The organism is Marinobacter sp. ANT_B65, from assembly GCF_002407605.1.
In the GTDB taxonomy this organism is placed as follows: domain Bacteria; phylum Pseudomonadota; class Gammaproteobacteria; order Pseudomonadales; family Oleiphilaceae; genus Marinobacter.
In genome coordinates, this window is the sequence record NZ_NXGV01000001.1 from 1,596,934 (window position 1) to 1,622,704 (window position 25,771).

Genomic DNA, 25,771 nt, shown 5'->3' on the forward strand with positions numbered 1-25,771 from the left:
CGACTGCCACCTGTGTATTGGTGTCATTAAACTCGCACAGGACGTGCGGCTAACAATAGAACCACTACACACATCGCAGGTGGATCGATCTACATCCAGTCTTTAATCCAACTTCATCCTAGTAATGTCCGTAACTCTTGAATCAGTTTTTCCAAGTCGGAGAATGGAGGCAAACTCCAGGTGACCTGCACCCAACTTTCTAATCCATCGTGATCTTAGTAATGTTCATCACCAGAGAGGACGATGAACATGAAGAAGCGATTTACCGAAGAACAGATCATACCCATTCTGAAGGAAGCCGAGGCCGGCCTTCCGGTCAAAGAGCTGTGCCGGAAGTACAACATCTCGGACGCGACCTTCTACACTTGGCGCAAGAAGTATGGCGGTCTGGAAGTCTCTGAAGCACGTCGGCTGAAGGCCCTGGAGGAAGAGAATGCCCGGCTCAAGAAATTGCTGGCCGAGTCCATGCTGGACACCGAAGCTTTGAAGGCCGCTCTGAACCGAAAGTACTGACCGTCGGGAACAAGGGCGAGGCGGTGCGCACCATGCTGTCGAAGACGACGATATCCGAGCGCAAAGCCTGTTCACTCGTCGGGTTATCCTGCGCAACCATGCGTTATCAGTCTCAACGCTCGCCAGAGGAGCGTAAGCTGACAGAACGCATCAAAGCCATTGCCGCTCGAACGCCGCCGGTTCGGGTACCGGCGTATTCATCAGCTACTGCGTCGTGAGGGTACTGAGGTGAATCACAAGAAGGTTTATCGACTTTACCGGGAAGCTGGTTTGGCCGTCCGCAAACGTAAGCGCCGTAAAGGCGCGATGGTCTAACGACAGCCCTTGGTGCTGCCCGATGCGCCGAATCATACGTGGTCTATGGATTCCTTGGCCAGCGGGCGCAGGATCAAATGCCTGACGATCGTGGATGATTTCACCAAAGAATGCCTCGACATTCCCGTTGCCATGGGAATCTCAGGCGAACAGGTAGTTCGTACCCTGGATAGCATAGCGGCCTTCAGAGGCTACCCGAAAGCCGTCAGAACCGATCAGGGACCGGAGTTTACTTGCAGAGCATTGGATCAATGGGCTTACCGTCATGGCGTTGAGCTGAAACTGATCCAGCCCGGAAAGCCGATGCAGAATGGCTACGTCGAGAGCTTTAATGGAAAATTCCGGGACGAGCGCCTGAATGAACATTGGTTCCGGGGCCTTGCTCATGCCCGGGAGAAAATCAGTAATTGGCGACTGGATTACAATGAGCGTCAACCGCATCCATCCTTGGGATACCAGACACCCCTGGAGTTTGCCTCTGCTCTCCGACTTGGAACAACTGATTCAAAAGCAACGGACATTACTAGGGAGCAGCTGGATTAAATACTGGGTGCAGGTCAATAGTGACAATGCCTCACTGGTGGAAGCAATTGTTGTTTGCCTAGTGGGCCTAGCGATACCGATCACCATTTCAGTGCTTCTTGCTCCATGGGACAACTTTGGTACGTAGTGAAGCCTTTTCACGTAACAGAAAATCGCTACATCTAATTGAGGTCTTGGTATCATGAATTGCAAAGTAGTTGCCGTAAGCCGAAGTGGAAAGCACAACTTCAGTAAGGAAAACAGTGAATCGATTAATCTGATTCAGGATTTTGGTGTGGAAGGCGATGCCCACGCCGGGAAAACCGTAAAGCATCTGTTTTTGGCTAAAAAAGCCCCCTCCAGAAAAAATATCCGACAAGTTCACTTGATACCAATGGAACTCCTTGATGATCTGAACGGCAAAGGTTTTTCTGTTTCCCCAGGCCAGCTTGGTGAAAATATCACAACACAGAGTATTGACCTGCTCAGCTTGCCTGTAGGGTGTAAATTGCATATTGGTGAAGCTGCCATCGTTGAATTAACGGCGCTGCGTAATCCATGCGTTCAGATTGAGAACTTTCAGAAGGGTATGCTGAAGGAAGTCATCAGCAAGGATGATCAGGGTAAAATTGTTCGTAAGGTTGGTGTAATGGGTGCAGTAACGGCAGGTGGTTCTGTGAATCCGGATGACCTGATTACCGTTGAACTGCCAGATCCACCGCATAAAAATCTCGAGTACATTTGGTAAAAAGAGCCATGCGGCCCCATCGTCGTTGTAAATTCGAGGTAAATCTATGCGATATCGTCTTAGTGTTGAGGGGAGTCTGAAGAAGCACCTCCGCCGGCTTGTTTGTTCTATTAATGATGATATCGCTCTTGCTCTGTTACTCGCCTGCCGGGATCCGGAAAGAGGGGTTCATGAAGCCCGTAAGAGCTGCAAGGAAATGCGTGCGGTGCTGCGTCTGATCAGGCCCTGGTTGGGTGAGGCTGAATTCAGGTATTGGCAGGATTTTTACCGCTCTTTTTCCGGTAAGCTATCCGGTAATCGCGACGCTATGGTTCGGGTACAAACCTGGAAAAGCCTTGTTGCCGAATTCCCCCGGCTTCAAGGAAAAGCCTTCGCCGGCGTAGCCAGTTTCCTTTCAGCACAGCAGCCAGACTCTGCTGATGAAAGGGGTAGGGATTTTTACCTGGAGCTTGCACTGGAAATAGGCAAGCAGAGCGAAGTACCACAAACCTGGAACCTTCCGAAATCCCTGTCCGATCTGCTTCCGAATCTTAAAACCATATATCGGGATGCCTGTGAAGCCGGGAAAACCGCCAAAAGATCCAACAATACTGATAGCTTCCATCGGTTCAGGAAGCGCTCTAAAGACCTTTTTTATTGCCTGAGAGTTCTGAAACCTGTAATTGATACAAATCTCACATCTATGGTTGCGGGCCTGCAGGAGATGTCTGAGATTCAGGGTAACGCTAATGATCAGGCGGTATTACTGGCATACCTGCGTGAACACAGAAAATCTTTGGGCCTTGACGATTCTGATTGGAAGCTTGTCCAGAACCGGATAACAAAAAAGCGTAGTGAGCTTCGGAGGCAGGCCCATAAAATGGCGAAAAAGCATTTAATGAAATCGCCGGGAGTTTTCATCAAGTCATTATAGATACCCGGAATAACGGCTACTAACTATTATGAAATCGGGAGTGCTGAACCCATGAAGGCGAAGTTTGATACAGACCAATTCCGCGTAAAAGAAGATCAGGCTGTGGACCTCGCCCAATGGCCAACAGAGGTGGACCCCTTTTACTCATCAAAAAAAGACTATAAAAAACGCCTCCGACGCCAGGTAACAGAGTTAAGCGATCTTCAACAAATGCACTATGCATCTAATCGCTATGCAGTTCTTTTTATTTTCCAGGCGATGGACGCCGCCGGTAAAGACGGCGCTATTCGCCATGTAATGTCCGGTGTAAATCCCCAGGGTTGTCAGGTTTTCAGCTTCAAGCACCCAAGCGCCAAGGAGGTGAATCATGATTTTCTCTGGCGCACGAACAAGGCTCTTCCTGAGCGGGGCCACATTGGCATTTTTAATCGTTCCTATTATGAGGAAGTGCTGATTGCCCGTGTGCATCCGCATATTCTGCATAGTGAAAACCTGCCCGACTCATTGCGTGATGATAACGCTATCTGGAAGGGCCGTTACCGTTCCATTGATGAAATGGAAGCGCACTTGCACCGTAACGGCACACGTATCTGCAAGTTTTTTCTGCACCTGTCAAAAGACGAGCAACGCCGTCGTTTTCTCGACCGGATAGATGAGACAGACAAAAACTGGAAGTTCAGCATGGCTGATATTGAAGAGCGGAAATTCTGGGATGATTATATGGATGCTTATGAAGCCTGCCTGAGTAATACCAGTACCGAGCACGCCCCCTGGTATGTGGTGCCTGCTGACGATAAAAAGAACGCCCGGTTGATAATTTCCCAGATCATAATCAATACGTTTAACAGTCTGCCGATGGCTTACCCGAAAGTCTCTTCTGAGCGTAAGCGCGAGCTTAAAAAGATACGCAAAATGTTAGCCGACTGAATGGAATACCCTTTATGAAGACAGATTCTACAAAGGTCGCTTCGACAAGGTCGGGATCCTGTCCGATACTGTTTGTTTTCCAATAAACCCGATTCCCAACAATAAGAGGTAGTGAATCATGTCCAACCTGCTGTTAAAAACCACCGACGAAAACGGCATCACCACGCTAACGCTGAACCAGCCTGAGCGTCGTAACAGCCTTTCCATGGCTATGCTTGATGCGCTTTCCGACGCACTTAAGGTTCTTGCAACAGACGATGGGACCCGCGTGGTGGTTGTTGCAGCGGCAGGCAATGTGTTCTGTGCCGGGCACGATCTCAAGGAGATTCGCAGTGAGCTTGATAGCAATGATTTCCAGCTCGCTTTGTTCCGCCGGTGCAGTGAGGTAATGCAGCAGCTTGTGAATCTGCCTAAACCGGTAATTGCCCGTGTGGCTGGTGTTGCCACCGCGGCGGGGTGTCAGCTGGTTGCCAGCTGTGATCTGGCTGTTGCAGCGGATACGGCACGTTTTGCGACACCGGGTGTGAATATCGGGCTGTTCTGTTCAACGCCTATGGTGGCTTTGTCCCGCAACGTATCCCGCAAACATGCCATGGAGATGCTGCTCACCGGTGAGCTGATCAGTGCAGCACGTGCAGAGCAGCTTGGTTTGGTTAATCGTATTGTTGATGAAGCAAAGCTGGACGATGCTGTATATACCATGGCCCGCACAATTGCTGAAAAATCCGGGCATACGCTTAAGATAGGAAAGGGCGCTTTCTACAGGCAGCTGGAGATGCCTCTGGCCGAAGCATACGGCTATACGGCCAAGGTTATGGCAGAAAACATGCGTGCCGATGATGCCCGGGAAGGCATATGTGCCTTCCTGGACAAGCGTAAGCCCGACTGGAAGGATTGTTAAGGGGCTTTGCAGTTCTCTTTTCCCAGCCGGAGGTGATCCCCAGGCCCGATTCCATTCGCCTCAAAAAAGCCGGCGTTCATTTCTACTGCAGAAATAAATTTTACGCCGGCGGGATAGCTGGGGCACCGGGTTCCGTTGGATGAGGCGCAGGGCACCATTTGCAGGATGTTGCCGATTGCGTCATTTTCATCAAGGTATGCAATGTCCAAGGGAATGAGCGTCTGGTACATCCAGAAGCCATGTTCCGCGGTCTGTTGCTGCTGGTATTTAAACAGCATGCCGGAACTGGCCGCCAGGCTCTCTCTGCCCATCAGGCCCTTGCTGCGCTCCGGTTGTCTGGTTGCGAGTTCAAGGCTGACACTGACTGTGCCTGTGTCTGTCACGAAGCACCCTTCAGCAACCGGCAAACCAGCCGAAGGCTCAGCGCCCGTGCCTGAAGAGCATCCCGCCAGTAAGGTGGCAAAACAGAGCAGGGCGCATTGATACCGCATCAGGTACGCAACCGGTATCCGGTTTTGAAAATCCACCAGATACCTGCCATACAGGCCGCCAGGAACAACAGGGTCATGCCCACGCTCACGCCCACGTGTACATCCGAAACGCCATAAAAGGCCCAGCGAAAGCCGCTGATCAGATAGACAACCGGGTTAAACAGGCTGATGGTCTGCCAGACCTCGGGCAACATATCGATGGAATAGAAGGTGCCTCCCAGAAAGGTCAGGGGGGTCACAATCATCATCGGAACTATCTGGAGTTTCTCGAAGCCGTCCGCCCATATACCGATGATAAAACCGAACAGGCTGAAGGTTACGGCGGTCAATACCAGGAATGATAGCATCCAGAAAGGGTGCAGAACGCTGTAGTCCACAAACAGTCTGGCGGTGGCCAGTATGATCAGGCCCAGTATTACCGACTTTGTGGCAGCAGCGCCCACATAACCGAGAACAACTTCAACATAGGACACTGGAGCAGACAGCACCTCGTATATGGTTCCCGAAAACTTTGGCATATAGATACCGAAAGAGGCGTTCGAGATGCTCTGCATCAGCAGAGAGAGCATCACCAGCCCGGGAATGATGTAGGCAGCATATTCAATGTTGTCGATATTGCCCATGCGAGAACCAATGGCCGAGCCAAAGACAATAAAATACAGGCAGGTAGAGATGACCGGCGAGAGCACGCTTTGCATCAGGGTGCGTCCCATGCGGGACATTTCAAAACTATATATGGCTTTAACACCGTAAAAATTCATGCCTTTCTCCCGTTAGCCTTCAGCTTGTTCATGCACAAGGCCGACAAAAATCTCTTCCAGGGAACTTTCCCGGGTCCGCAGATCACGGTAATCAATCCCGATATCTCCCAGTGTGCGCAATAAACGGGCGACGCCGGCTTGTTCCTGCTGAGAGTCAAACGTATAGATCAGCTCGTAGCCATCGTCTGAAAGCTCCACGGGCTCAAGTGTGAGTTCGCCAGGTACCTTGTCGAGCTTGTTCTGCAACTGCAGGCGGAGTTCTTTTTTACCGAGCTTGCTCATCAGCTGGGTTTTGTCTTCCACCAGAATGATCTCGCCCTGGCGAATAACGCCGATCCGGTCGGCCATCTCTTCGGCTTCTTCGATGTAGTGGGTTGTCAGTATGATGGTTACGCCGTCTTCCCGGAGTTTACGAACCATCTCCCACATATCGCGCCGGAGTTCTACATCCACCCCTGCCGTAGGTTCATCAAGGAACAGAATCCGTGGTTCGTGAGAGAGAGCTTTGGCAATCATCAACCGGCGCTTCATACCGCCGGAGAGGGTCATTATGCGGTTTTTGCGTTTGTCCCAGAGCGACAGGTCTCTCAGTATCTTTTCAATGTGCGCAGGATTAGGTGCTTTACCGAAAAGACCCCGGCTGAACGACACAGCGTTCCATACGGTTTCAAACGAATCGGTATTGAGCTCCTGGGGTACAAGGCCAATGGTTTCACGGGCTTTACGATAATCGCTAACGATGTCATGACCACCGGCCCTGACCTCACCGGAAGACATATTGGTGATACCGCAAATGATGCTGATCATCGTGGTTTTGCCCGCCCCGTTAGGGCCGAGGAGGGCAAATATTTCACCCCGGTTTATTTCCAGGTTGATATTTTTGAGGGCCTGGAACCCGCCCTCGTAAATCTTGTTGAGGCTTTTTACGGAAATCTCCGGCTGCACGAGCGTATCCTGTTCCTGAAAGTGGGTCAGTGATGAAAGCGCGACATTTTCTCATGTCTGGCGCCGGTTTAGAAACTTTGCCTTGAGGAAGATTGTGTCCATAATGCCTCATTGGTTTCAACTGGGTGAGGGTATGTTACGAGCGATTGTGATTGTCGGTTTCATTGTCGGCATTATTACAGCAATTCTTTTGGGAACTGACTGGCTACAAATGGCTGATAACGACGCCTCCGATACTGACCAACCCGTTTGTGACCTGCTGGCCGGCCCATGTGAATGGCAGACAGATTCCGGTCTCTGGAAAGTCGACCTGGAAGATCTGGGCGATAAAGGGCAGGGTACAGAGTACCAGCTAACGGTGAATGCTCCGGCAGAACCGGATCGGTTTCTCGCCGTGTTGCGCGGCGAGTCCATGTATATGGGGGAGTACCCGGTACCGCTGCGCAGTGAAAGTGATGGCAGTTACTCCGCACACTTCACTGCCCCTCTGTGCACTACGGGTTCCAGAATGGTCTGGCGCATTGATCTGCAACAAGGCCAGGTTGCTCTTTCAGAGCCGTCTCCGTTGAAACTTATATATCGCGCCCATGAAAGAGACACCTTGTAAATTTACGCTAACTTCAGAGAAGTCGTGATGGATTACGGTGAGAGTGTACAAAAAGTGCTGCTACGAAAAATTCGTAAAGCAGAGCAGGATCTTATGCAGTTAAAGCTGGACTACTGTCGCTTCGTTTTTGGGCTGGGCCAGCGAACGAGGGTTGTTTCAGGGGGCGAAACTTACCTGGTTCTTTCGGTTGATGTCGACTCCATGGTTTCCACGGAGGAAGGCGAGTTCAGTCGTCCGGCAGTCGCCGGAGTACCTGTCGATGCACCAGACCAGGCAGAGATCGTTGAATTGGGGAGTGACTGGACGCTGGAACAGCACAACGGGAATTGATGACTATTATTCTGGTTCTCCACACGCTGCTGGTGGTTACATTTACTGTCCGGATTCTGCTTCGTGATGACCTTTCGCCACCCGGCCGGCTGGCCTGGTTTGTGATGCTTAACCTGCTGCCCTATTTCGGCAGCGCTATTTACTTCCTGTTTGGTGAAACAGACCTGGGCAACCGGGCGGACAGGCGGCACAGGGAGATTTTCGGAGAGATCAAAGCAAAAGCTTCCTGGTTTATGGGCGAAGCAGCCAACACAGAGAAACTGATCGATCCGGTTTATCTGCCCGCATTTCGCTACGCGGGTTCGATCAACAACTTCTATCCTTCCGCGGGTAATGCTGCCGAGCTGATGGCCGACGGCGAAGAAACACTTACCCGGATGGTCGCTGACATTGATGCCGCCACAAATCACGTCCACCTGATGTCTTACATCTGGCTTGATGACAATACAGGCCATGCCCTGGCTGAAGCACTGATCCGGGCGGCCCAGAGAGGCATTACATGCAGGGCCATGGCTGACGGGCTGGGATCCCGGGCGATGATCAACTCCGAACTCTGGCAACGCATGAAAGATGCGGGCGTTCATCTTGCGGTTGCACTGCCACTGAAGTCTCCCATCCGCACTATTCTGACCAGCCGTCTGGATCTGCGAAATCATCGGAAAATCACAGTGATCGATTCGCGAATCACATACTGTGGCAGCCGTAATACCGCCGACCCCGAGTTTCGTGTGAAAGCGAAGTATGCCCCTTGGGTTGATATTATGCTCAGATTTACCGGGCCGGTTGTTGTGCAGAACCAGCTTCTGTTTGCCAGTGACTGGATGCAGGCAACCAATCAGTCACTGGATTGCATCGCATTGTCTTCTGCCCCCACCGAGGGCGGCTTTCCGGCACAGGTTATGGGGGTAGGGCCAACTGAGCGCCATGGAGCCACACCCCAGCTCTTCGCTAACCTGATTGCCTGCGCCCAGACGAAGCTGACCCTGTCTACACCATATTTTGTTCCCGACGCGACGGTTCTGGAAGCCTTGTGTGCAGCCGCCCATCGTGGTGTTTCCGTATCACTGATCTTTCCCAGGGTGAACGATAGCTGGATTGTGGCGACGGCCAGCCGGAGTTATTACCATAGGCTGCTTGATGCGGGGTGCGCTATTCACGAGTTCAAGGGAGGGCTGCTGCATGCAAAAACCCTCACGATTGATGACAAGGTCAGCCTGATCGGATCTTCGAATCTTGATTTACGCAGTTTTGATCTGAACTATGAAAACAACATTCTTCTGCAGGATGAAGCAACAACTCTTGCTATCACAGAGCGTCAGGAAAGTTATATTAGCCGCTCTGAAGTTGTAGCCTTACCTGCGGTTCTGGCCTGGCATTACCACCAGCGCATCCTGCACAACGTTATCGCAACCATTGGCCCGGTTCTTTAAAACACGGCCAGGGGAAAGGCTCCGGATATTCAGCAGGTAGGCATGGTTTGCAGGGCAAGCTTGCGCCGAATATAACGTCCCAGCGCGTCAACACCAATATTGAGCAGGGCGGTTACCAGAATCAGTACCATGGCCCGGTCAAAGCGGATGTTCTGTATAGCGCTGTCTACATAAAAACCAAGAGTGTAAATCCCCAGAATCCCCAGAATTGCCGTTTCTCTCATGATGATTTCCCAGCGATAGAACAGAAACGCAAGGAATGAACGATACACGCGAGGTACCAGTTCCCAGCTGTAACGGTTAAAACCGGTTGCTGCATCCGGGCGGAGCCTGAGGGAATTGGTTTGCCTGCCAATCAGGTGCCCGATAATTCCGCCGTTGTGCAATGCCAGGGCAACCACCGCAGGCAACATGGATGGCCCCCAGAGCTGCAGCAGAATATAAGCCAGAATGTATTCAGGTGTTGAGCGCGCTATAACCAGAAACACATGGCCGGCGTTGCGTCTTATGGGGCCACCGAAATGGTTGGAAATGAGGGGGAATGCCAGCAGCGAAAGGATACCTGTAGCCACCAGCGCAATCTGGGTTAGCACTATGGTATTCCAGATGCCAGGCATGGCTTCATTTACCGCCAGATCACTTAACCAGGGCATCAGGCCCGTCAGGCCTTCACCGTTACGTATAGGAGCCGGTACTATATCTTCCGTGAAAAACCGTTGAACATTGCCCCAGACAATCGGCAAGCCTTCACCAAGAAAAAAGGGTGCTCCGAGAACATAAACCGGCAGGAGCTTTGGCCGTACCCAGAGGGGCATGGTGGCGATCAGGACATAAAACAGAATCAGCATTGCACCGGCGTCGGAATAAAGCCCTTGAGAGAAGGATGCCTCCAGATAGAAGCCTAGTGTGGGCAAGCCAACGAAGCCAAGGATCGCACTGGAACGCAGGCCACATTCCAGCCTGTAGGCTGTGTAGGTACGCATCTTCACCCAGCAATCCGGAATCCGGGTATAGAGGAATGCAGTAATGTTCCCTGTGCCCGGAGGCAATACACGGCCTGGCTCCGGATCAGCTTCTTCCAGAATTTCCGAATATACCTTGGCAAAGATTCCGGCATAGGGAATGGCAATGGCCAGCACACCCGTGAGCGGATGAAAGCCAAAGAACTGCAGGAAGATCAGCGCCCAGAAAAGTTCGTGAATGGCGCGGATAAAGGCACAGAATATACGCACGGGCAGGGACTGGTAAGCCAGCGCCAGCAAAAAGCCGGCGATACTGCCAAGAGCCACGCCAACAAAAGCAAAGGCGACGGTTCTCAGCAGTGCGGTCATCAACCCTTCGCTGCTGAAAAAGTTGGGGGTTGCCATTCCCAGGAAGAAATTGCCCAGATCCCGCCAGGGATTGGAGGCTGTGATGGCGATATCCGCAAACAGAAGCCCGACCAAAGCGATGGCCAGGAAAATAAAGCTGATACGAACCGTAGGGGAAGCGAACATGAAACGGGCCGTGTTAACTAGTAAAGAGACATAATGTCTGTGGCTGCAAGATTTTCACTTGGCTGGTCCAGGGCAATCTGGCCATCTTCTATACCGACGATCCGGTTGCAATACTTCAGCGCAAGGTCTACATCGTGCAGCGCAATGATACTGGTGGAGAAGCAATCCCGGAGGTATGTCATGACTGAGTTCGCCATAGGGCCATCGAGTGCAGAAACAGGCTCGTCTGCCAGAAGCACGTCTGCGTTACGATAGAGGGCGCGTGCAATAGCAACGCGCTGCCGCTGCCCACCGGAAAGCGAGGCTACGGGCACCCAGAGTTTCTCGGCCATGCCCAGGGATTCCAGGAGTTTACGCACTTCAGCGCGGTCACCGGAAAATGGCCTTGCGAGTGTTACCGTGTTGTACCAGGTGGAATGCTTGTCCAGCCGGCCCATAAACACGTTGTGGAACACCGAAAGGGCGTTTACCAGGCCCAGATCCTGAGGGATGAGCGAAGAGTTACGGTTAATCCGTTCGTGAATCAGGCGGATCAGCGTCGATTTCCCCGCTCCGCTTTTACCCACAAGCGCAATTTTATCGCCTGGATTAACTTGCAGCGAAAGCGGGCCAATGACCCGCTTTCCGCTGAAGGAGGCCGTCAGGCCGGAAAGATCAAAACCTGACATCAATCGAGGATTCCGATCTCTTCTGCCGTTATACGAATCGGCTCATAATCATCGTTGGAAGCAGGAATAAAGCCTGAACGCGGGAAACTTTTCAGAAGCTCCGGGTCATCGAGGTTTAACAGTGCTTCTTTGACCCGTTGTTTGAAGTTTTCACCAAAGCGTTCGTTCACGTCACCACGAATAGTCCATTGATAGTCTGGGTAAGCAGGTGTTTTCCAGATTACCTGAACCGCGTCGGTATCAATGTTTCCATCGCCCAGCTCTTTTTCCCAGACCTGGAAATTGAGTGCGCCTATATCGTAAGTACCCGCTTCAACCAGGCGAAGAGTGCGAGTGTGGTTGCCGCTGAAACCAACACGACCGAAAAATTCTTCAGGTTTGCCGCCAAAAGTGTCGCGTATATAGAACTCGGGCATGAGCCGGCCAGACGTTGAGCCTTTGGAGCCGAAGGTGAATGTTTTACCCTTCAGCTGATCTTCCAGGTCTGAAAATTCCGCAGCTGGCTCTATCCCTGTATTGGTATTGGCAATGAAATAGGTTTCGAAGGCTTCGTCCTCAACACCTTGGGCGATGGCTTCTGAACCCTTCACCAGCCGGCGTGCCTGAACACCAGAAAGACCACCAAACCAGGCCAGTTGCACCTGATTGTTGCGGAACGCACTAACAGCAGCAGCGTATGACTTCACCGGGATATAGCGCACATCTACGTTCAGCTGCTCGGAAAGATAATCCGCTACACCGCGAAAACGTTCTACCAGCTTGGTTTCGTCTTCATCCGGGATTGCCGTGAATACAAATGTTTCAGCCGATGCCGCAGCAGCGGTGAAACAGAAAACGCTGGAAAGCATCAACTTCCGTATAATATTCAAAGCCATTTGAAATCCTTGGTCGGTTATCTGGTTGGTAGGGCAGAGCTGCCATATCTGTCTGTGGCAGTCAGTATCTGCAGGCTAAAGGATACTCTGATTCCGTTTAACCCTGAACCGGTATAAGGTTTACCGGGTAAAATAAGTCAGATATCTACGCATTATTTTTCAGAACTCCATCTCCCGGTATCCCTCTCAATTCTATCAAGATACTGTACAGGCTCCGAATGGGGCTTTTTATACTGTAGAGCGCTATGTATATCATCATGATTACACCGGCTGGCCCGGAATCGAAAGCAGGCAACCGCGCAACGGCGGAGCGTTGGCAGACCCTGCTGGAGCAGGCAGGGCACAAGGTATCTGTTGTTACAGAGTATCTGGGGGAGCCCTGTGATCTATTCCTTGCCCTGCATGCCTGGCGCAGCCGTGAAGCTATCCGCCTGTTCCGGGAGGCAAACCCGGGCAAGCCTCTGGTTGTGGCGTTAACCGGCACAGATATCTATCTGCACCAATACACTTACCCGGAGGAGACTCTGTGGTCCATGAATGCGGCTGATGTGCTGATTGGCCTGCACGAGTCAGTTGGCGATGACATCCCGGAACCTTTTGTGAACAAGCTGGTGACGCTTTTTCAGTCTGCCGGTCTGCCTGCGGCAGACACAAAAAAATCAGCCTCTGTGTCGCCCTTTTTTGATGTGTGCGTTATTGGCCACCTTCGGGATGAAAAAGATTCTCTTCGCGCCGCGAAGGCCGCCAGACTCTTGCGCAAAGATTCCTGTATTCGTGTGTCCTGTGCGGGAAAGCCTCTTGATGTACATTGGGCAGAACTAACCGAACAGGAAGTCCGGGAAAACCCAAGATTCAGATGGCTTGGTGAGCTTTCAAAAAAAGACACTGCCAGGTTAATGACAAACAGCCAGATGCTTGTTCTGAGTTCACTGATGGAGGGCGGGGCAAACGTAATATCAGAAGCCTGCCGTTCTGGTCTGCCTGTTATTGCATCAGATATTCCCGGGAATAAAGGTCTGCTGGGTAAGGATTACGCGGGCTACTATCCCAGGGGTGATACCCGGGCTCTTGCAGATGTTCTCGAACGCGCAGAGACAGATGCGGGATTTCTGGAACATCTGCGAGAGCAGGTCGGGCAACTTGCGAGTCAGTTTACACCAGAGAAAGAACAGGAATCCCTGGAGCAGGCGCTTTCACTTGCTGTGAAGCGCAGCTCCGGGAATGGCCTTTAACGTCACCCTGTATGTCATTCCTTGAGCGAGACTGGCTCAATTGGCCCGTTTTCATCCTGAGCTGTTACCCGGCCGATAATGGCAGTATGAGGGTAACCAAGTGCCTTGAGTTCCCGGACACAGTCTTCAGCTTTGTCTGCCGCGACACTTGCAAGCAAACCTCCCGCCGTTTGCGGATCAAAAATCAGCGGGTAACGAGGATGCTTCACCCAGTTTTCCTGGTCCCGGATACCACGGCGCAGGCGCACATTAGCTGGCTGAAGAGAGCTGAGGATTCCGGCTGCAGCAGTTTCTTCCGCGCCTGGCAGAACTGGAATTGAAGAGAGGTCCAGCTCCGCATCCACGCCGGAGGGCCGCGTCATTTCAACCAGATGACCCAGTAATCCGAACCCGGTCACGTCGGTACAGGCTTTACATCCGAAACGCCGCAGACAGTCTGCAGCCGATTTGTTGGACTGAAGCATGGAGGCGAGGGCGGAATCTATCCAGCGGCCCTTGGCTGCCAGGCGGGCATGGGCAGCAAACAGGGTTCCTGTGCCGATGGGTTTGGTCAGAATAAGGGCATCACCGGCCTGCAGGCCGCCTTTGCTCATAACTTCATCGGGATTGATGAGGCCATTAACTGCAAAGCCCAGAGCGAGTTCACGGCCTTCTCCCGTGTGACCTCCCACCAGCGCACAACCAGCTTCATTCAGGACATCTACGGCCCCGGACATCATCTGGTAGACCACGTCTTCTACTTTGGATTCAATACCGTAGGGTACAGTAGCTACAGCGGTCGCACTTTGAGCTTCAGCGCCCATTGCAAAAACATCGCCGAGGCTGTGGTTGGCAGCTACGCGGCCAAATATATAGGGGTCATCAATAAACGCCCTGAAAAAATCGACGGTATGCACCACGGCTTTACCGGGCGGAACTCTCAGGACAGCCGCGTCATCAGGGGCGTGCAGGCCGATAATAATATCATCCCGCTCGATAGGCCTGAGTTCACCCAGAGCCCGGGAAAGCACGGTGCTGCCCACCTTGGCGCCACAACCACCGCAGCGCATTGCAACAGCTGAAATGGCCTGGGATGCATCTTCAGGATTCTGTGCTGCTGCGGTATCTGGCAAGGCCGCTCCCTCATCCATAGGAGGCAGGTCTGTGAAGTTTTCCATAAAGCGGCGATCGATCCAGTCCTTCCAGCGCCATACCATGGCGCCATCAAAGTGCATCTCACCACGAGAGGCTACTGCATATTTGTCGCCGGTACTGATCAATGCCAGCCATTTCTTTTGCGGATGAAAATCCTTTGGCGCTTTACCAAGAGCCATGCGCTTCAGGTTATCCGCAAGAGGCGGTCCCTGGCGTACAGCAAACACACCGGCTTTCTCGCGGGGGTGATTAATTACGTTGGCAATATCACCAGCTGCAAAAATATTGTCATCATTTTCAACCTGCAATGTGTCCCGCACTCGCAGGAACAGGCCTTCATCCAGAGCGAGACCGGTTTCTTCCAGCCAGGCCGGGCCACCGGCTCTGGTCACCCAGAGGACTTCGTCTGTATGCAGGTTTTCGCCCGCGGCTGTACGCAAGAGCCCTTCGGCCACCTTTTCTACCGGAGAACCAAGGTGCAGTTTTATCCCCCGTTCAGAGAGGGTTTTCCGGAAGACTTCCCGTACTTTGGGGTTGTGGGTAGGAAGAATTTCCTCTGCGGTATCAAACAGGTGAAAGTGCAGTTGCCCGGAATCCTTGCCGCGTTGTTCAAATTCGTTTTTTAGCCGGTACTGCATCGCCAGTGTCAGCTCAACACCGCCTGCACCTGCACCCACAACAGCTATAGTGAGTGGGCCTTCATGGGTTTCAATACGGGAGAGGAGGGCAAGCCAGCGATTGTTGAACCCGGTAATGGGTTTTACAGGTACCGAATGCTCTGCCGCACCTTCAACTTCATTCACTCTTGGTGATGAGCCAATATTGATCGACAGTATGTCATAGGGCACATCAGGGCGGTCTTTGCAGATAACACGCTTGCTATTGCGGTCTATGCCCCTGGCTTCTGCCCGGTAAAAGCGTGCGCCAGCAAACTCTGCCAGACGGCTCAGATCGATGTGTACGTCGTCGTAGCTGTAATGCCCTGCCACGTAGCCCGGCAACATCCCGGAGTAGGGTGTATGTGTGTCACGACAGATGAGAGTCAGCCGGACGCCGGGAACCGGTTTCATTGCAAACCGTTTGAGTACCCCGACGTGGCTGTGCCCACCGCCAATCAGGACAATGTCCCGTAGAACTGGCTGGTCAGGCTTTTGCATCAACTTATTTTCTTGGCTTCTGCCGTGAACTGACTAAATCCTTTGACCTTTGAAAAAGCCTTCAGCTTTTCCTGATCGTCTGGGGATGGGTTGGCAATCTGATCGATAGAAGTGATTCCGGCAGCTTTCATTTTTTCTGCTGTGGCGGGCCCGATACCTTTCACGAGGGTAAGGTTACTTTTATCGGCAGGCTTTTTAGCTTTCACCACAGGTGCTTTTTTCACAGCGGCCTTGGCCGGAGCCTTCGCAGCGGCTTTTGGTGCCGGTGCCTTTTTCGCAGCAGGCTTTTTAGTGGTTGCAGCTGCCTTTTTCGTGGGGCTGGCTGCCTTCTTGGCCGGCGCCTTGCTGCTTTCTTTCTTGCTTTCTTTTTCTGCTTTACGGATATCTTCTTTTGAAGCGACACCCAAGCGCTCAAGTACACTGGACTGCAGTTCGTGGAACTCTTCCATGCGACGTTCAAATTCGTCGTTAAAACGCTTCATTTCCCGTTCACGGAGCTCATCAACTTCCTTCAGGAGCTTGCGGATAGGGTCCTGAACCTGATGTTGCAGGGAGTCGAACTGCTTCAGTGCATCACTGATCAGACTTTCGATCTGGGATGATGTTTTCTCAAATTCTTTGTTGACCTTTTTTACAATTTTATCAACATTCGGCTTGGCTTTTTTCGCCATGGGTTTGTCTCCTTGCAGATAGAACAGATAACAGTGATCAGGCCATCTGCCGGAATCCGGACATAGACCCTGGGGAACGACGTGATTTTAACGACTGCTTTTTGGAAAGAACTTCCCTGATGCGGCGTAACTTATCTTCCAGTCCAGAACCTCCATCTGACGTCAAGTCAACAAAATCAATCGAGTAGAAGAAATTGCTACAGTGCTTTCTGCGCTCGGTGATGAGCCCGGTGATGCCTTCTGCACGAATCTTGTCAAACGGCATGTCCATAATCAGATCGAGCATAACGGTATCGCCGGGGTTGAAGATCTTGTCCGTCTTCATAACACAACCATAGGCATCCAGCTCAAACAGAGCGGCCTCGACCCGTTCCTTGCGGAAAAGGCCGTGCCGGACGATAAACTGGGCGACAAGATCGGGTAACGCGTCCTTCATGAATACTGAGTCTCTGAAAAGGCTGACTTGATATTGATTAAACAATAGACACTGACAGAAGGTTTTGCAACGCCATCAGTGTCATACGATAAACCTTTGAGGCTGTTGTTCAACACTTAACGGGTGATAATTTCATACATGTCAATTCTGCGGTCTTTTAAATTGGTAACTGACCCTTCATTACGCACCAGTGTCAGCTTTTCCAGATCCATATCAGAGAACATGATCATCTCCGTATTAGGTGTTGTTTCCGCCATTACGGCATCGTGTGGAAAAGAGAAGTCAGAGGGCGAGAACACTGACGACTGGGCGTACTGCACATCCAGGTTTTCTACCTTCGGCAGGTTTCCTACACTGCCGGTAATGACTACGTAGCACTCGTTTTCAATTGCCCGGGCCTGGGCACAGTGGCGAACCCGCAAATATCCGTTTTTGGTATCTGTCCAGAAGGGCACACAGATGATGTCCACTTCCTTGCTGGCTGCAATTCGCCCAAGTTCAGGGAATTCGATGTCGTAACAGATAAGAATCGCGACACGTCCTGCATCCGTATCGAAGACCTCAAACCTGTCCCCGCCTTCAACAACCCAGTCCCGACGCTCGTGGGGGGTAATATGAATCTTGCGCTGCTCATCCACCCGGCCATCCCGGTGGCAAAGATACGACACGTTGTAAACCCGGTCGTTCTCAAGCAGTGGCATGGAACCGGTAATGATATTGATGTTGTAGCTCACAGCCATATCGGACATGCGCTCCCGGAACTGATCGGTGAAGCCTGCAAGGAACCGGATGGCGCGGGTCTGGTCTATCTGGTCAGTCAGCCCCATCAGAGGTGCGTTGAAAAACTCCGGGAAGAGTGCAAAGTCACTCTTGTAGTCGGATAGCGCATCCACGAAGTACTCAACCTGTTCCAGTACTTCTTCCACTGAGCCAAATTCACGCATCTGCCACTGGACAGCCCCCATGCGAACCTGGGTTTTCTTTTCGTTCAGTACCGAGGAGGGCGGCGTATAGAGAATGTTCCGCCATTCCAGAAGGGTTGCATACCCCAGGGATTTCTTATCCTCCGGGAGATACTTGTGCATCAGGCGGGTGACCTGGAAATCGTTGGACAGCTGGAAACTCAGAATCGGATCATAGATATCCTTGCGGTCAACCCGGTCAATATACTCGGCAGGGGAATACTGATCCGAGTACTTGTAGTAGCCAGGTATCCGTCCACCGGCGAGGATAGCCCGCAGGTTCATCGAACGACACAGTTCCTTGCGCGCTTCATACAGCCGGCGACCAAGCCGGTAACCCCGATATTCCGGATCGATGAACACATCCAGTCCATACAGCGAATCGCCGTTCTGGTTATGCAGGATTTGCTCGTTAAGCAGGATCAGGTCGTCATAGGTGTGCGGATTACTGAACCGTTCGTATTTGACGGAGACAGTGAGCGCAACCGCGACCAGCTGGTCCTTGTCCTCAATGCAGATCTGTCCGTCCGGGAACTGTTCAACCAGCGCTCTGATAGTGTCCTTTGGCCAGGCACCACCGATATCGTCGTACACACGATCCATCAGTACCTGAAGCTGTTCGTAATCATCAAGTGTCAGGTTACGGAGGTTGAGATGCAGTTCTTCATGGGCCATTCAGATGGGCTCCGGTATGACAGAGAAATGAGTTTGCCACTCAAGTTTATCAGAAGGTATTAAAGACTTCGCATAGTCTGCCGAAAACCATTGAAAGCAAACTGCAGGAGTGTGTGGTGCATCTTACATTTGGTCAAAAACTGTTGGTTACCTTCAGTGTTCTGCTGATTATGGTTATGGCCGCGTTTACTATTGCTGGCAATCTGCGGCTGCAAAACACCACAGAAACTTATGTGGACGCGTTGATTGAAAATACTGCAGAGCAGAATGCGGCAAGCATTGCTGACTGGCTGAATACCCGGCTCGCGATGACAGAGGCCACGGCCAGATCCCTCGAAACAATGACCGGGGACGAACACGTCCGCACGCTGCTCCAGGCAATTTCAAGCGGTGGTGATTTCAAGGATGTCTATGTGGGCCGGAACGACGGCTATATGCTCATGAAAACCGAAGCCGCCGAAGCTGCCTTGCCATCGGATTATGACCCACGCTCGCGCCCCTGGTACAGGAAGGCGATGGATCAGGGCAGTTCATCCTTTACCGAACCCTATCTGGATGCGAGTACCGGTGAAACCGTGATTTCATCATTAACACCGGTAAAGCGTGGTGAATACGCAGGTGTTGCAGGCGCAGACATTACGCTGAAAGCTATTGATGACATGCTTTCTGTCATCAACCTGGCAGGTACAGGTTATGTAGCTCTCATCAGCCGCGAAGGCACAGTGCTGTACCACCCGCAAAAAGCCCTGATTGGAAAAGACATTCGTACACTGCTGGGTGAGGCTCCGAATCTTCAGGGTGGTGAGCACAGTTACCAGCAAGACGATACTCCATGGAATGCTCGTTTCCACCCTATCAGCCAGGCGCGCGGCGTTGACTGGTATCTGGGGACCTTCGTTAATGAGGACAAGATAAATGCTCCGGTCCATAGCGCTATCAAGACAGGCGTGATTATCGCGATCATCGGGCTCCTGGTTTCTCTGGCGATCCTTCATCTGGGCATCCGTACATTGATGGCTCCGGTTCGCCGGTTGAATTCAGCCATGGCGGATATTGGCTCAAACGATGCCGATCTTACCCAGCGCCTCGATGCCAGTGCCCGCGATGAGTTCGGACAACTGGCGGCAAGCTTCAATCAATTTGTAGAAAAGATTCATGATGTTGTCCTTGAAGTGCAGCAGGGCAGCAACGAACTGGCTGGTAATGTGATTTCCTTGAGAAACACCGCCAGAAACAGTCGCAACAGTGTTGAAAGTCAGCAGTCGGAAGTTGATATGGTGGCTACAGCAATAAACGAGATGTCTGCAGCTGCCAATGAAATCGCCCAGAACGCACTGGCAACTGCCGATGCCGCAAACACTGCAGATGAAGACAGCCGGGCTTCACTGGAAACGGTTGCTTCATCTCGGGATGCAGTGCAAAAGCTGTCTCACGAGGTCAGTGCCGCAACAAACGTGATAGATGCTCTTGGGCGCGACGTAACCTCCATTACGTCCGTATTGGAGGTTATTCAGGGCATAGCCGCGCAGACCAACCTGCTGGCATTGAATGCTGCCATAGAGGCAGCCAGGGCAGGAGAGGCCGGACGGGGTTTTGCCGTTGTGGCCGATGAGGTCAGAAACCTTGCTCAGCGTACCCAGGCCAGCACAGAAGAAATAAACAACATGATTGAGCGTCTGCAGAAGGGCGCAACCGATGCGGTTAATGTTATGAAGGCATCTACCGCAGTATCCAATGTCAGTATGGAAAAAGCACAGGATGCGATGGATTCACTGCACCGAATCTCTGCAGCCATCACCTCTATAAATGAAATGACATCTCAGATCGCGACGGCCTCGGAAGAGCAAACCTCCGTTACCGAAGAGCTGAACGCGGCGATCACACGCATTGCCGATCAGGGCCAGGAAGCCGCAAAGGCGGCGAGTGAGAACGATATCTACAGTGGCCAGATTGAAGAAATTGGCCGTACTCTTGAGGACAATGTTTCCCGCTTCCGGGTATAACTCAGCGGTTGAGCATATCAAGGCGCCAGCGCAGGTCTTTAAGTGTCTGGCGCCCGATGCGCTCTGATTCCTCACTCAGGAACGGGTTGTTCAGAACAATGATGGTTCGCCTGTTAAGGTGCAGGTCTGCTGCCGCAGCACCGTAATACTGATTAAGATAAACACCAAAACTTCCATCCTGGATTGCACGTTCCATTCCGAGTTGTAGCCGGTGGGCTGTCTGCTGGTCTTCGGGCCCCACAAACAGGTACGAAGGCATCGGGTAGGCCAGCACGATACCCGGTTCTATAGCGAGCCCGGGATCATTCTCCAGGGTGAGATCGTTAGCAACCTCGCTTACTCCTCGGGCAAAGCAGTCGAAACGCTTTTTCCGGAGCATCCCGAACAGAATTTCGTAACGGGAATGAGTCACCACCGCTATACCATTCTCTTTGAGGATGGGGGTGTCTGGCCAGTGTTCACCCTGACCAATTCGGACACCTCTTTCCCGGATATCCTCAAGGGAGTGGATACCCTCGAACAGAGGAAGGTTCTCAGGCATTACCACACAAACGCGAAAGCCGAGCAGGCCACCGTCTACGGGAACGGGGACTGCGGTGAGAGTCTTCTCACGTTCTGCTGAAGTTGCCACGTTGGCAATGTCCAGAAGGCGACTGTTGCCATCAGCCAGTTCCTTGAGAGCACGCCCCTGGCTCAGTTCACCGCTGCGGAGGATACGGAACTCCCCGTATTCGAGGGTTTTCCTCAGCGCAAGATTAACCAGGGCATAGATAGCAGGGCTGTCGTAGTTCCGGTACCAGAGCAGATAATCCCTGGCCGGGGGGCTGACCGGGGTCGCAAACGCCGCAGAAGTTTCTGCCGGGGAGGGTATCTCAACAGGATCGCGGGTCGCATCTGCGTTAACCGTGCCAGTAAAAAATACGGCATACAGAAAACCCAGTGAAAGCAAAAACTTTGTTTGCCCACCAGGTCTTTCATGGTCGCAAGAACAGGAGCTGCGGGCATATTGCAATATTGGAGTCCTTTTCGCCGGCCTTGCCGAATCTTTCCTGCCATCAGGAAAGCTGGTTAAAAGCATAACCGGTCAGTTAATTCCCTCTACTGTAGATCAGAAAGAACCGGGGAAAGGTTAACTCGCCTAAAATATTGTAAAAGAGTGTTGCGCTATGTAGTTAGCATTGCAATTATTTGCACCAACGACAACTCTGGAGCTGAACCATGGCATTGATTGACAATATTATTGGTGCTACCGGGCAATGGGTTTCTGCCACAGACCCCAAAGCCACGCTTGCTCAGCCTGTTGAATGGCTGAAAAAAATCGGAGGCTACGCTGCCGTCAACCGCATTATAGGGCTGTCGATTCCTTTCGCTCCCCGGAACCGGTTCAGTGTTGAAGAAGTCAGCCCGGGTTATGTCCGGGCACGGATTCAGCTCAAGGGCAACAAGAACCATTTTGGCAGCCTGTACGCCGGAGCATATTTTCTGGTGGCGGAAATTCCGGGCGGGGTGCTGGCCCTTTTTGATCTGGGCCCCGCGTATACGCCAATCCTCAAAGAAATGACGCTTCAGTTTCTGCAGCCCGCAAATTCGGATGTTACTGTTGAGTTCTCTCTGTCCCCGGAAGACGTTGCCGCAATTCTTGCAGACGCTGACGCAACCGGCCGGGCAAAGTTTACCCTGAAGGGTGAATTGCGCGACATGGAAGGCAACCACGTTGCTACTTCTATCGCGCAATACCGGGTTCGCAAGAAGGGTTTTCAGCCGGCAGAGTAACCGGCTACAAATACAGGGGCGGGTTGCTCAGGATTGAGACAGCCCTGCGATGGCGGCAAGGAAAATTTCGCCGTACTTTTCCAGCTTTGCAGCCCCCACGCCGCTGACGCCGGCAAGTTCATCCAGTGTTTTGGGCTTGCGTTCTAGCATGTCGAACAGAGTGGTGTCGTGAAATATCACGTAAGGAGGCACACCCTGTTTGTCTGCCAGCTCCTTGCGGCATGCCCTGAGTGCTTCCCAGCCAGCATGATCCGTAACCTGATCTTTAACCGCACTTCCGGATCTTCCGCCCGAAGAACGCCCGGAAGATGTTTTGACAACAGGGTCCTTGCGCAGCTCAACCTTGTGCTCTCCTTTCAGCAAAGGTCTGCATTGTTCAGTGAGCTGCAGAGCCCCGTAACCCTCAGGGTCTGCCCGCAGGTACCCGTTTGCCACAAGTTGCCGGAATACGGATTTCCATTCGTTTACTGAAAGCTCAGTCCCGATTCCATAGGTTGAAACCTGGTGGTGCCCCGATTGCAGAACCCGTTCGTTTTCCGAACCGCGTAATACATCAATCAGATAGGTAACACCAAAGCGCTGGCCGGTGCGGAAAACACAGGACAAGGCTTTTTGTACCGCAACCGTTCCATCCCAGGTTTCGGGCGGATTAAGGCAGGTGTCGCAATTCCCGCAAGGGGTATCAAGCTCATCACCGAAATAATTCAGCAGGACTTGCCGCCGGCATTTTGTTACTTCGCAAAGACCCAGCATCGCATCCAGCTTCTGTCTTTCTACCCGCTTGAAGTGGTCGTTGCCCTGGGATGCCTCCAGCATTTGCCGCAGTTTTATAACATCCTGCAAGCCGTAGACCATCCAGGCGGTGGAAGGCTTGCCATCCCGGCCTGCGCGCCCGGTTTCCTGGTAGTAGGCTTCGAGGCTTTTGGGGAGGTCGAGATGGGCTACAAAGCGAACGTCGGGCTTATCGATGCCCATACCAAAGGCGATGGTAGCAACGATAATTACACCGTCCTCCCGCAGAAAACGCTCCTGGTTATGAGCCCTGTCGTTTGCCGGAAGCCCAGCATGGTAGGGCAGTGCTGTGTAACCTTTCTGTGCCAGCATCTTTGCTGTGGCGTCTACTTTATTTCGCGAAAGGCAGTAGACGATCCCGCAATCACCTTCATGTTCTGCTTTTATAAACTCCAGTAACTGTTTGTTTGCATTCGTTTTCGGAGCTATACGATATTGAATGTTTGGCCGGTCAAATCCACTGATAAAGTGTCGCGCTTCAGTCAGAGAAAGTCTTTCAGCAATTTCCTTTCGGGTGCGCTCATCAGCGGTTGCCGTCAGTGCAATGCGGGGAATAGCAGGAAATTCGTTGGCCAGTACCGCGAGTTGCAGATAATCGGAACGGAAATCATGCCCCCATTGTGAAACACAGTGCGCTTCGTCAATAGCAAACAGTGAAATAGACGCATCGTGCAGCAACTCCAGGGTGCGAGGCTGTATCAGCCGCTCCGGGGCGCAATAAAGTAAATCCAGTTCACCCGTGCTCAGTGCATATTCAGTGGCGCGAGCCTGCTCAAAATCCATGGTGGAATTAAGGAAAGCCGCCCGGACACCGAGTTGCCGGAGCGCTGCAACCTGATCCTGCATCAATGCTATCAGGGGAGAAATAACAATGGCTGTACCCGAGCGAACAAGGGCCGGAACCTGATAACAAAGGGATTTACCACCACCGGTGGGCATCAATACGAGAGCGTCGCCGCCGGCGGCAACCTCGTGAATAATATCTCCTTGCAGCGGGCGAAAGGATTCGTATCCAAACACTTCGTGCAGAACCTGCTCAGGGCTCCTGCCTGAGGTAGTTGGCCGCTGTGCAGAAAGCTGTTCAAAGTCCTGGTCGGGATACATAGAATAACCGGTTAATCGTGAAGCTGAGGTGAAATCTGGTAGCGGATCATACCAGATTCAGCGTTGCGAATGGCCTGGAAGACCACCTTTTGGGAGGCAAATCCATAGAAGAAACGATACAATACCGCGCTTTCAAACTACCGTTTCACGGCTCACCATAATCTTTACATACAAGAACAGGGCTTCCATGCAGGAATTTGACGCCATCCGTCCCTATTCGGACGAAGAAACCGGCCCCGCAATTCAGCGGTTGGTCAATGACCAGGAATTTCTGGACATGGTGGGGCGCTTCAAGTCGCCGGCGCTTGCGCGCTGGGCCCCCGCCGTTCTGCGCTTTTTTACCAAACGCTGGCTGACCAGCCATTTTGGACACTTCACTCAGGTAGATGAGCTACAGGCCGGGCTATCCGGATACATTGGCGATCTGATTGAACACACCACTACCCGGGTAACAACAAGTGGGGTGGAGAACCTGAGTAAACAGGGAGCCTACCTGTTTATATCCAACCACAGAGATATTGTATTTGACCCTATGGTGGTCAATTACCTGTTGTTCCGCAATGGTCTGCGTACCACGCGGATAGCCATTGGTGACAATCTGCTCGCCAACCGTGTCTTTGCTGAAATGATGCGCCTGAACAAGAGCTTTATAGTTCGCCGCGACATGACCAGCCCTCGCGAAATGCGCGACGCTTACCTGACACTTTCCGGGTTTATCAATCACAGTGTTGCCAACCATGAGAACATCTGGATAGCCCAGCGCGAAGGGCGTGCCAAAGATGGCCTGGACTTCACTGATCCGGCAATCATCAAGATGTTTTATATGAGCTGCAAGAAGAGCGGTCTCAGCTTTTCTGAGGCAATGAACAAGCTAAGGATTGTTCCTGTTTCCATTTCTTACGAATATGATCCCTGTGATAACGACAAAGCCCGGGAGCTGGAGACCAAGGCTCGTGCTGGCAGCTATACGAAGGCAGAAGGTGAAGATACCGAGCAGATAATGAAAGGTCTGACCGAGTTCAAAGGCCATGTGCACGTGCACTTTGGTGCACCGATCATTGACGCACCGGAAAACGCCAAAGAACTTGCAAAGCTGATCGACCATGAAATTCATGCCAATTACCATCTCCACCCCTCCAATCTGGTGGCCTATGAGATGCGGGGAGTTTACCCGCAGGGTGCTATCGACGAGGCGGAACTTCGCAAATCTGTTGTAACCGCAGGGGACTGTTCTGCCGAAGAGATGCAGACTACCCGCTCAGAGATGGAAAAAAGGCTGGAGGCTTGTGATCCCGCTTCTCGCCCTTATTTACTGGATATGTATGCCAACCCGGTTCAGACCGCGCTGGATGCCATTAAAAATCAAAGCATTCCGGATTGATCCGGACCA

23 protein-coding genes and 1 pseudogene are annotated in these 25,771 nt (G+C 52.1%); 12 read left to right on the forward strand and 12 right to left on the reverse strand.

Annotated features, from left to right (window positions below; all coding sequences use genetic code 11):
* Window positions 1-249: 249 nt before the first annotated feature.
* From CPA50_RS07500 to CPA50_RS07520, 5 genes and pseudogenes are all read left to right on the forward strand, one after another.
* Window positions 250-1,371, forward strand: a pseudogene (locus CPA50_RS07500) (IS3 family transposase).
* A gap of 274 nt (window positions 1,372-1,645) precedes the next feature.
* Entirely contained in the window at window positions 1,646-2,098 is a 453-nt protein-coding gene (locus CPA50_RS07505; protein ID WP_202971739.1) for an MOSC domain-containing protein, read from the forward strand.
* A 46-nt stretch (window positions 2,099-2,144) separates the two neighbouring features.
* Window positions 2,145-3,011 (forward strand): CHAD domain-containing protein, encoded by an 867-nt coding sequence (locus CPA50_RS07510; RefSeq protein ID WP_096781790.1) that lies wholly within the window; start codon window positions 2,145-2,147, stop codon window positions 3,009-3,011.
* 51 nt (window positions 3,012-3,062) lie between these two features.
* The gene (locus CPA50_RS07515) at window positions 3,063-3,938 is read left to right on the forward strand and encodes an ADP-polyphosphate phosphotransferase (protein ID WP_096781791.1); all 876 of its coding nucleotides are present in this window, start codon (window positions 3,063-3,065) and stop codon (window positions 3,936-3,938) included.
* Window positions 3,939-4,056: 118 nt separating this feature from the next.
* Complete coding sequence (locus tag CPA50_RS07520; protein WP_096781792.1) at window positions 4,057-4,839, forward strand: enoyl-CoA hydratase; 783 nt, start codon at window positions 4,057-4,059, stop codon at window positions 4,837-4,839.
* Here CPA50_RS07520 and CPA50_RS07525 read toward each other — a convergent pair.
* Genes CPA50_RS07525 through CPA50_RS07535 form a run of 3 tightly spaced genes read right to left on the reverse strand, consistent with a single transcriptional unit; the run spans window position 4,836 to window position 7,036 of the window.
* The gene (locus CPA50_RS07525; protein ID WP_227519524.1) at window positions 4,836-5,366 is read right to left on the reverse strand and encodes a DUF192 domain-containing protein; all 531 of its coding nucleotides are present in this window, start codon (window positions 5,364-5,366) and stop codon (window positions 4,836-4,838) included. The genes CPA50_RS07520 and CPA50_RS07525 overlap by 4 nt on opposite strands.
* Window positions 5,330-6,091, reverse strand: a complete 762-nt coding sequence (locus tag CPA50_RS07530) for an ABC transporter permease (RefSeq protein ID WP_096781794.1) — start codon at window positions 6,089-6,091, stop codon at window positions 5,330-5,332. Before CPA50_RS07530 ends, CPA50_RS07525 begins: the two co-directional genes overlap by 37 nt.
* A gap of 12 nt (window positions 6,092-6,103) precedes the next feature.
* Entirely contained in the window at window positions 6,104-7,036 is a 933-nt protein-coding gene (locus CPA50_RS07535) for an ABC transporter ATP-binding protein (protein ID WP_096781795.1), read from the reverse strand.
* Between the two features lie 103 nt (window positions 7,037-7,139).
* On the opposite strand from CPA50_RS07535, the gene CPA50_RS07540 reads away from it, so the two are divergent.
* Genes CPA50_RS07540 through cls form a run of 3 tightly spaced genes read left to right on the forward strand, consistent with a single transcriptional unit; the run spans window position 7,140 to window position 9,403 of the window.
* On the forward strand, window positions 7,140-7,643 hold the full coding sequence (locus CPA50_RS07540) for a hypothetical protein (protein WP_227519525.1): 504 nt from the start codon (window positions 7,140-7,142) through the stop codon (window positions 7,641-7,643).
* Between the two features lie 27 nt (window positions 7,644-7,670).
* Complete coding sequence (locus CPA50_RS07545) at window positions 7,671-7,973, forward strand: hypothetical protein (RefSeq protein WP_096781796.1); 303 nt, start codon at window positions 7,671-7,673, stop codon at window positions 7,971-7,973.
* Window positions 7,973-9,403 (forward strand): cardiolipin synthase, encoded by a 1,431-nt coding sequence (cls, locus tag CPA50_RS07550; RefSeq protein WP_096781797.1) that lies wholly within the window; start codon window positions 7,973-7,975, stop codon window positions 9,401-9,403. The genes CPA50_RS07545 and cls overlap by 1 nt, the downstream gene beginning before the upstream one ends.
* A 29-nt stretch (window positions 9,404-9,432) precedes the next feature.
* On the opposite strand, the gene CPA50_RS07555 is transcribed toward cls, so the two are convergent.
* Genes CPA50_RS07555 through CPA50_RS07565 form a run of 3 tightly spaced genes read right to left on the reverse strand, consistent with a single transcriptional unit; the run spans window position 9,433 to window position 12,442 of the window.
* On the reverse strand, window positions 9,433-10,899 hold the full coding sequence (locus tag CPA50_RS07555; RefSeq protein ID WP_096781798.1) for a PhnE/PtxC family ABC transporter permease: 1,467 nt from the start codon (window positions 10,897-10,899) through the stop codon (window positions 9,433-9,435).
* Window positions 10,900-10,916: 17 nt separating this feature from the next.
* A complete protein-coding gene (locus tag CPA50_RS07560) occupies window positions 10,917-11,567 on the reverse strand; it encodes a phosphonate ABC transporter ATP-binding protein (RefSeq protein WP_096781799.1) in 651 nt (216 codons plus the stop codon).
* Complete coding sequence (locus CPA50_RS07565; RefSeq protein WP_193825467.1) at window positions 11,567-12,442, reverse strand: putative selenate ABC transporter substrate-binding protein; 876 nt, start codon at window positions 12,440-12,442, stop codon at window positions 11,567-11,569. Before CPA50_RS07565 ends, CPA50_RS07560 begins: the two co-directional genes overlap by 1 nt.
* 245 nt (window positions 12,443-12,687) lie before the next feature.
* Between CPA50_RS07565 and senB the strand changes: the two genes are divergently transcribed.
* The gene (gene senB / locus CPA50_RS07570; RefSeq protein WP_096781800.1) at window positions 12,688-13,674 is read left to right on the forward strand and encodes a selenoneine biosynthesis selenosugar synthase SenB; all 987 of its coding nucleotides are present in this window, start codon (window positions 12,688-12,690) and stop codon (window positions 13,672-13,674) included.
* A gap of 14 nt (window positions 13,675-13,688) precedes the next feature.
* Here senB and selD read toward each other — a convergent pair whose 3' ends face one another.
* The 4 genes from selD to CPA50_RS07590 form a co-directional block, all read right to left on the reverse strand.
* On the reverse strand, window positions 13,689-15,965 hold the full coding sequence (gene selD / locus CPA50_RS07575; RefSeq protein WP_096781801.1) for a selenide, water dikinase SelD: 2,277 nt from the start codon (window positions 15,963-15,965) through the stop codon (window positions 13,689-13,691).
* Entirely contained in the window at window positions 15,965-16,636 is a 672-nt protein-coding gene (locus CPA50_RS07580) for a helix-hairpin-helix domain-containing protein (protein ID WP_096781802.1), read from the reverse strand. The genes selD and CPA50_RS07580 overlap by 1 nt, the downstream gene beginning before the upstream one ends.
* A gap of 37 nt (window positions 16,637-16,673) precedes the next feature.
* Complete coding sequence (locus CPA50_RS07585; protein ID WP_096781803.1) at window positions 16,674-17,072, reverse strand: hypothetical protein; 399 nt, start codon at window positions 17,070-17,072, stop codon at window positions 16,674-16,676.
* A 116-nt stretch (window positions 17,073-17,188) separates the two neighbouring features.
* Complete coding sequence (locus tag CPA50_RS07590) at window positions 17,189-18,709, reverse strand: bifunctional GNAT family N-acetyltransferase/carbon-nitrogen hydrolase family protein (RefSeq protein WP_096781804.1); 1,521 nt, start codon at window positions 18,707-18,709, stop codon at window positions 17,189-17,191.
* Between the two features lie 116 nt (window positions 18,710-18,825).
* Between CPA50_RS07590 and CPA50_RS07595 the strand changes: the two genes are divergently transcribed.
* Window positions 18,826-20,712, forward strand: coding sequence for a methyl-accepting chemotaxis protein (locus tag CPA50_RS07595; protein ID WP_096781805.1), 1,887 nt, complete (start codon window positions 18,826-18,828; stop codon window positions 20,710-20,712).
* Between the two features lies 1 nt (window position 20,713).
* Here the strand turns inward: CPA50_RS07595 and CPA50_RS07600 are convergent, their stop codons facing one another.
* Entirely contained in the window at window positions 20,714-21,661 is a 948-nt protein-coding gene (locus CPA50_RS07600) for a hypothetical protein (protein ID WP_227519526.1), read from the reverse strand.
* Between the two features lie 269 nt (window positions 21,662-21,930).
* Between CPA50_RS07600 and CPA50_RS07605 the strand changes: the two genes are divergently transcribed.
* On the forward strand, window positions 21,931-22,485 hold the full coding sequence (locus CPA50_RS07605) for a DUF4442 domain-containing protein (protein ID WP_096781806.1): 555 nt from the start codon (window positions 21,931-21,933) through the stop codon (window positions 22,483-22,485).
* 27 nt (window positions 22,486-22,512) lie between these two features.
* Here the strand turns inward: CPA50_RS07605 and recQ are convergent, their stop codons facing one another.
* Window positions 22,513-24,381, reverse strand: a complete 1,869-nt coding sequence (gene recQ / locus CPA50_RS07610; protein ID WP_096781807.1) for a DNA helicase RecQ — start codon at window positions 24,379-24,381, stop codon at window positions 22,513-22,515.
* A 187-nt stretch (window positions 24,382-24,568) separates the two neighbouring features.
* Here recQ and CPA50_RS07615 point away from each other — a divergent pair, with 187 nt between their 5' ends.
* Complete coding sequence (locus CPA50_RS07615; RefSeq protein WP_096781808.1) at window positions 24,569-25,762, forward strand: 1-acyl-sn-glycerol-3-phosphate acyltransferase; 1,194 nt, start codon at window positions 24,569-24,571, stop codon at window positions 25,760-25,762.
* Window positions 25,763-25,771 lie beyond the last annotated feature (9 nt).

Bases quoted from the DNA above. Each gene is read 5' to 3' on its own strand.
- CPA50_RS07540 (WP_227519525.1), top strand. From the start codon at position 7,140: ATGCCTCATTGGTTTCAACTGGGTGAGGGTATGTTACGAGCGATTGTG.
- CPA50_RS07515 (WP_096781791.1), top strand. From the start codon at position 3,063: ATGAAGGCGAAGTTTGATACAGACCAATTCCGCGTAAAAGAAGATCAG.
- CPA50_RS07560 (WP_096781799.1), bottom strand. From the start codon at position 11,567: ATGTCAGGTTTTGATCTTTCCGGCCTGACGGCCTCCTTCAGCGGAAAG.
- CPA50_RS07520 (WP_096781792.1), top strand. From the start codon at position 4,057: ATGTCCAACCTGCTGTTAAAAACCACCGACGAAAACGGCATCACCACG.
- cls (WP_096781797.1), top strand. From the start codon at position 7,973: ATGACTATTATTCTGGTTCTCCACACGCTGCTGGTGGTTACATTTACT.
- CPA50_RS07555 (WP_096781798.1), bottom strand. From the start codon at position 10,899: ATGTTCGCTTCCCCTACGGTTCGTATCAGCTTTATTTTCCTGGCCATC.
- CPA50_RS07605 (WP_096781806.1), top strand. From the start codon at position 21,931: ATGGCATTGATTGACAATATTATTGGTGCTACCGGGCAATGGGTTTCT.
- senB (WP_096781800.1), top strand. From the start codon at position 12,688: ATGTATATCATCATGATTACACCGGCTGGCCCGGAATCGAAAGCAGGC.
- CPA50_RS07530 (WP_096781794.1), bottom strand. From the start codon at position 6,091: ATGAATTTTTACGGTGTTAAAGCCATATATAGTTTTGAAATGTCCCGC.
- CPA50_RS07615 (WP_096781808.1), top strand. From the start codon at position 24,569: ATGCAGGAATTTGACGCCATCCGTCCCTATTCGGACGAAGAAACCGGC.
- CPA50_RS07585 (WP_096781803.1), bottom strand. From the start codon at position 17,072: ATGAAGGACGCGTTACCCGATCTTGTCGCCCAGTTTATCGTCCGGCAC.
- CPA50_RS07590 (WP_096781804.1), bottom strand. From the start codon at position 18,709: ATGGCCCATGAAGAACTGCATCTCAACCTCCGTAACCTGACACTTGAT.
- CPA50_RS07510 (WP_096781790.1), top strand. From the start codon at position 2,145: ATGCGATATCGTCTTAGTGTTGAGGGGAGTCTGAAGAAGCACCTCCGC.
- CPA50_RS07545 (WP_096781796.1), top strand. From the start codon at position 7,671: ATGGATTACGGTGAGAGTGTACAAAAAGTGCTGCTACGAAAAATTCGT.
- CPA50_RS07580 (WP_096781802.1), bottom strand. From the start codon at position 16,636: ATGGCGAAAAAAGCCAAGCCGAATGTTGATAAAATTGTAAAAAAGGTC.
- CPA50_RS07565 (WP_193825467.1), bottom strand. From the start codon at position 12,442: ATGGCTTTGAATATTATACGGAAGTTGATGCTTTCCAGCGTTTTCTGT.
- selD (WP_096781801.1), bottom strand. From the start codon at position 15,965: ATGCAAAAGCCTGACCAGCCAGTTCTACGGGACATTGTCCTGATTGGC.
- recQ (WP_096781807.1), bottom strand. From the start codon at position 24,381: ATGTATCCCGACCAGGACTTTGAACAGCTTTCTGCACAGCGGCCAACT.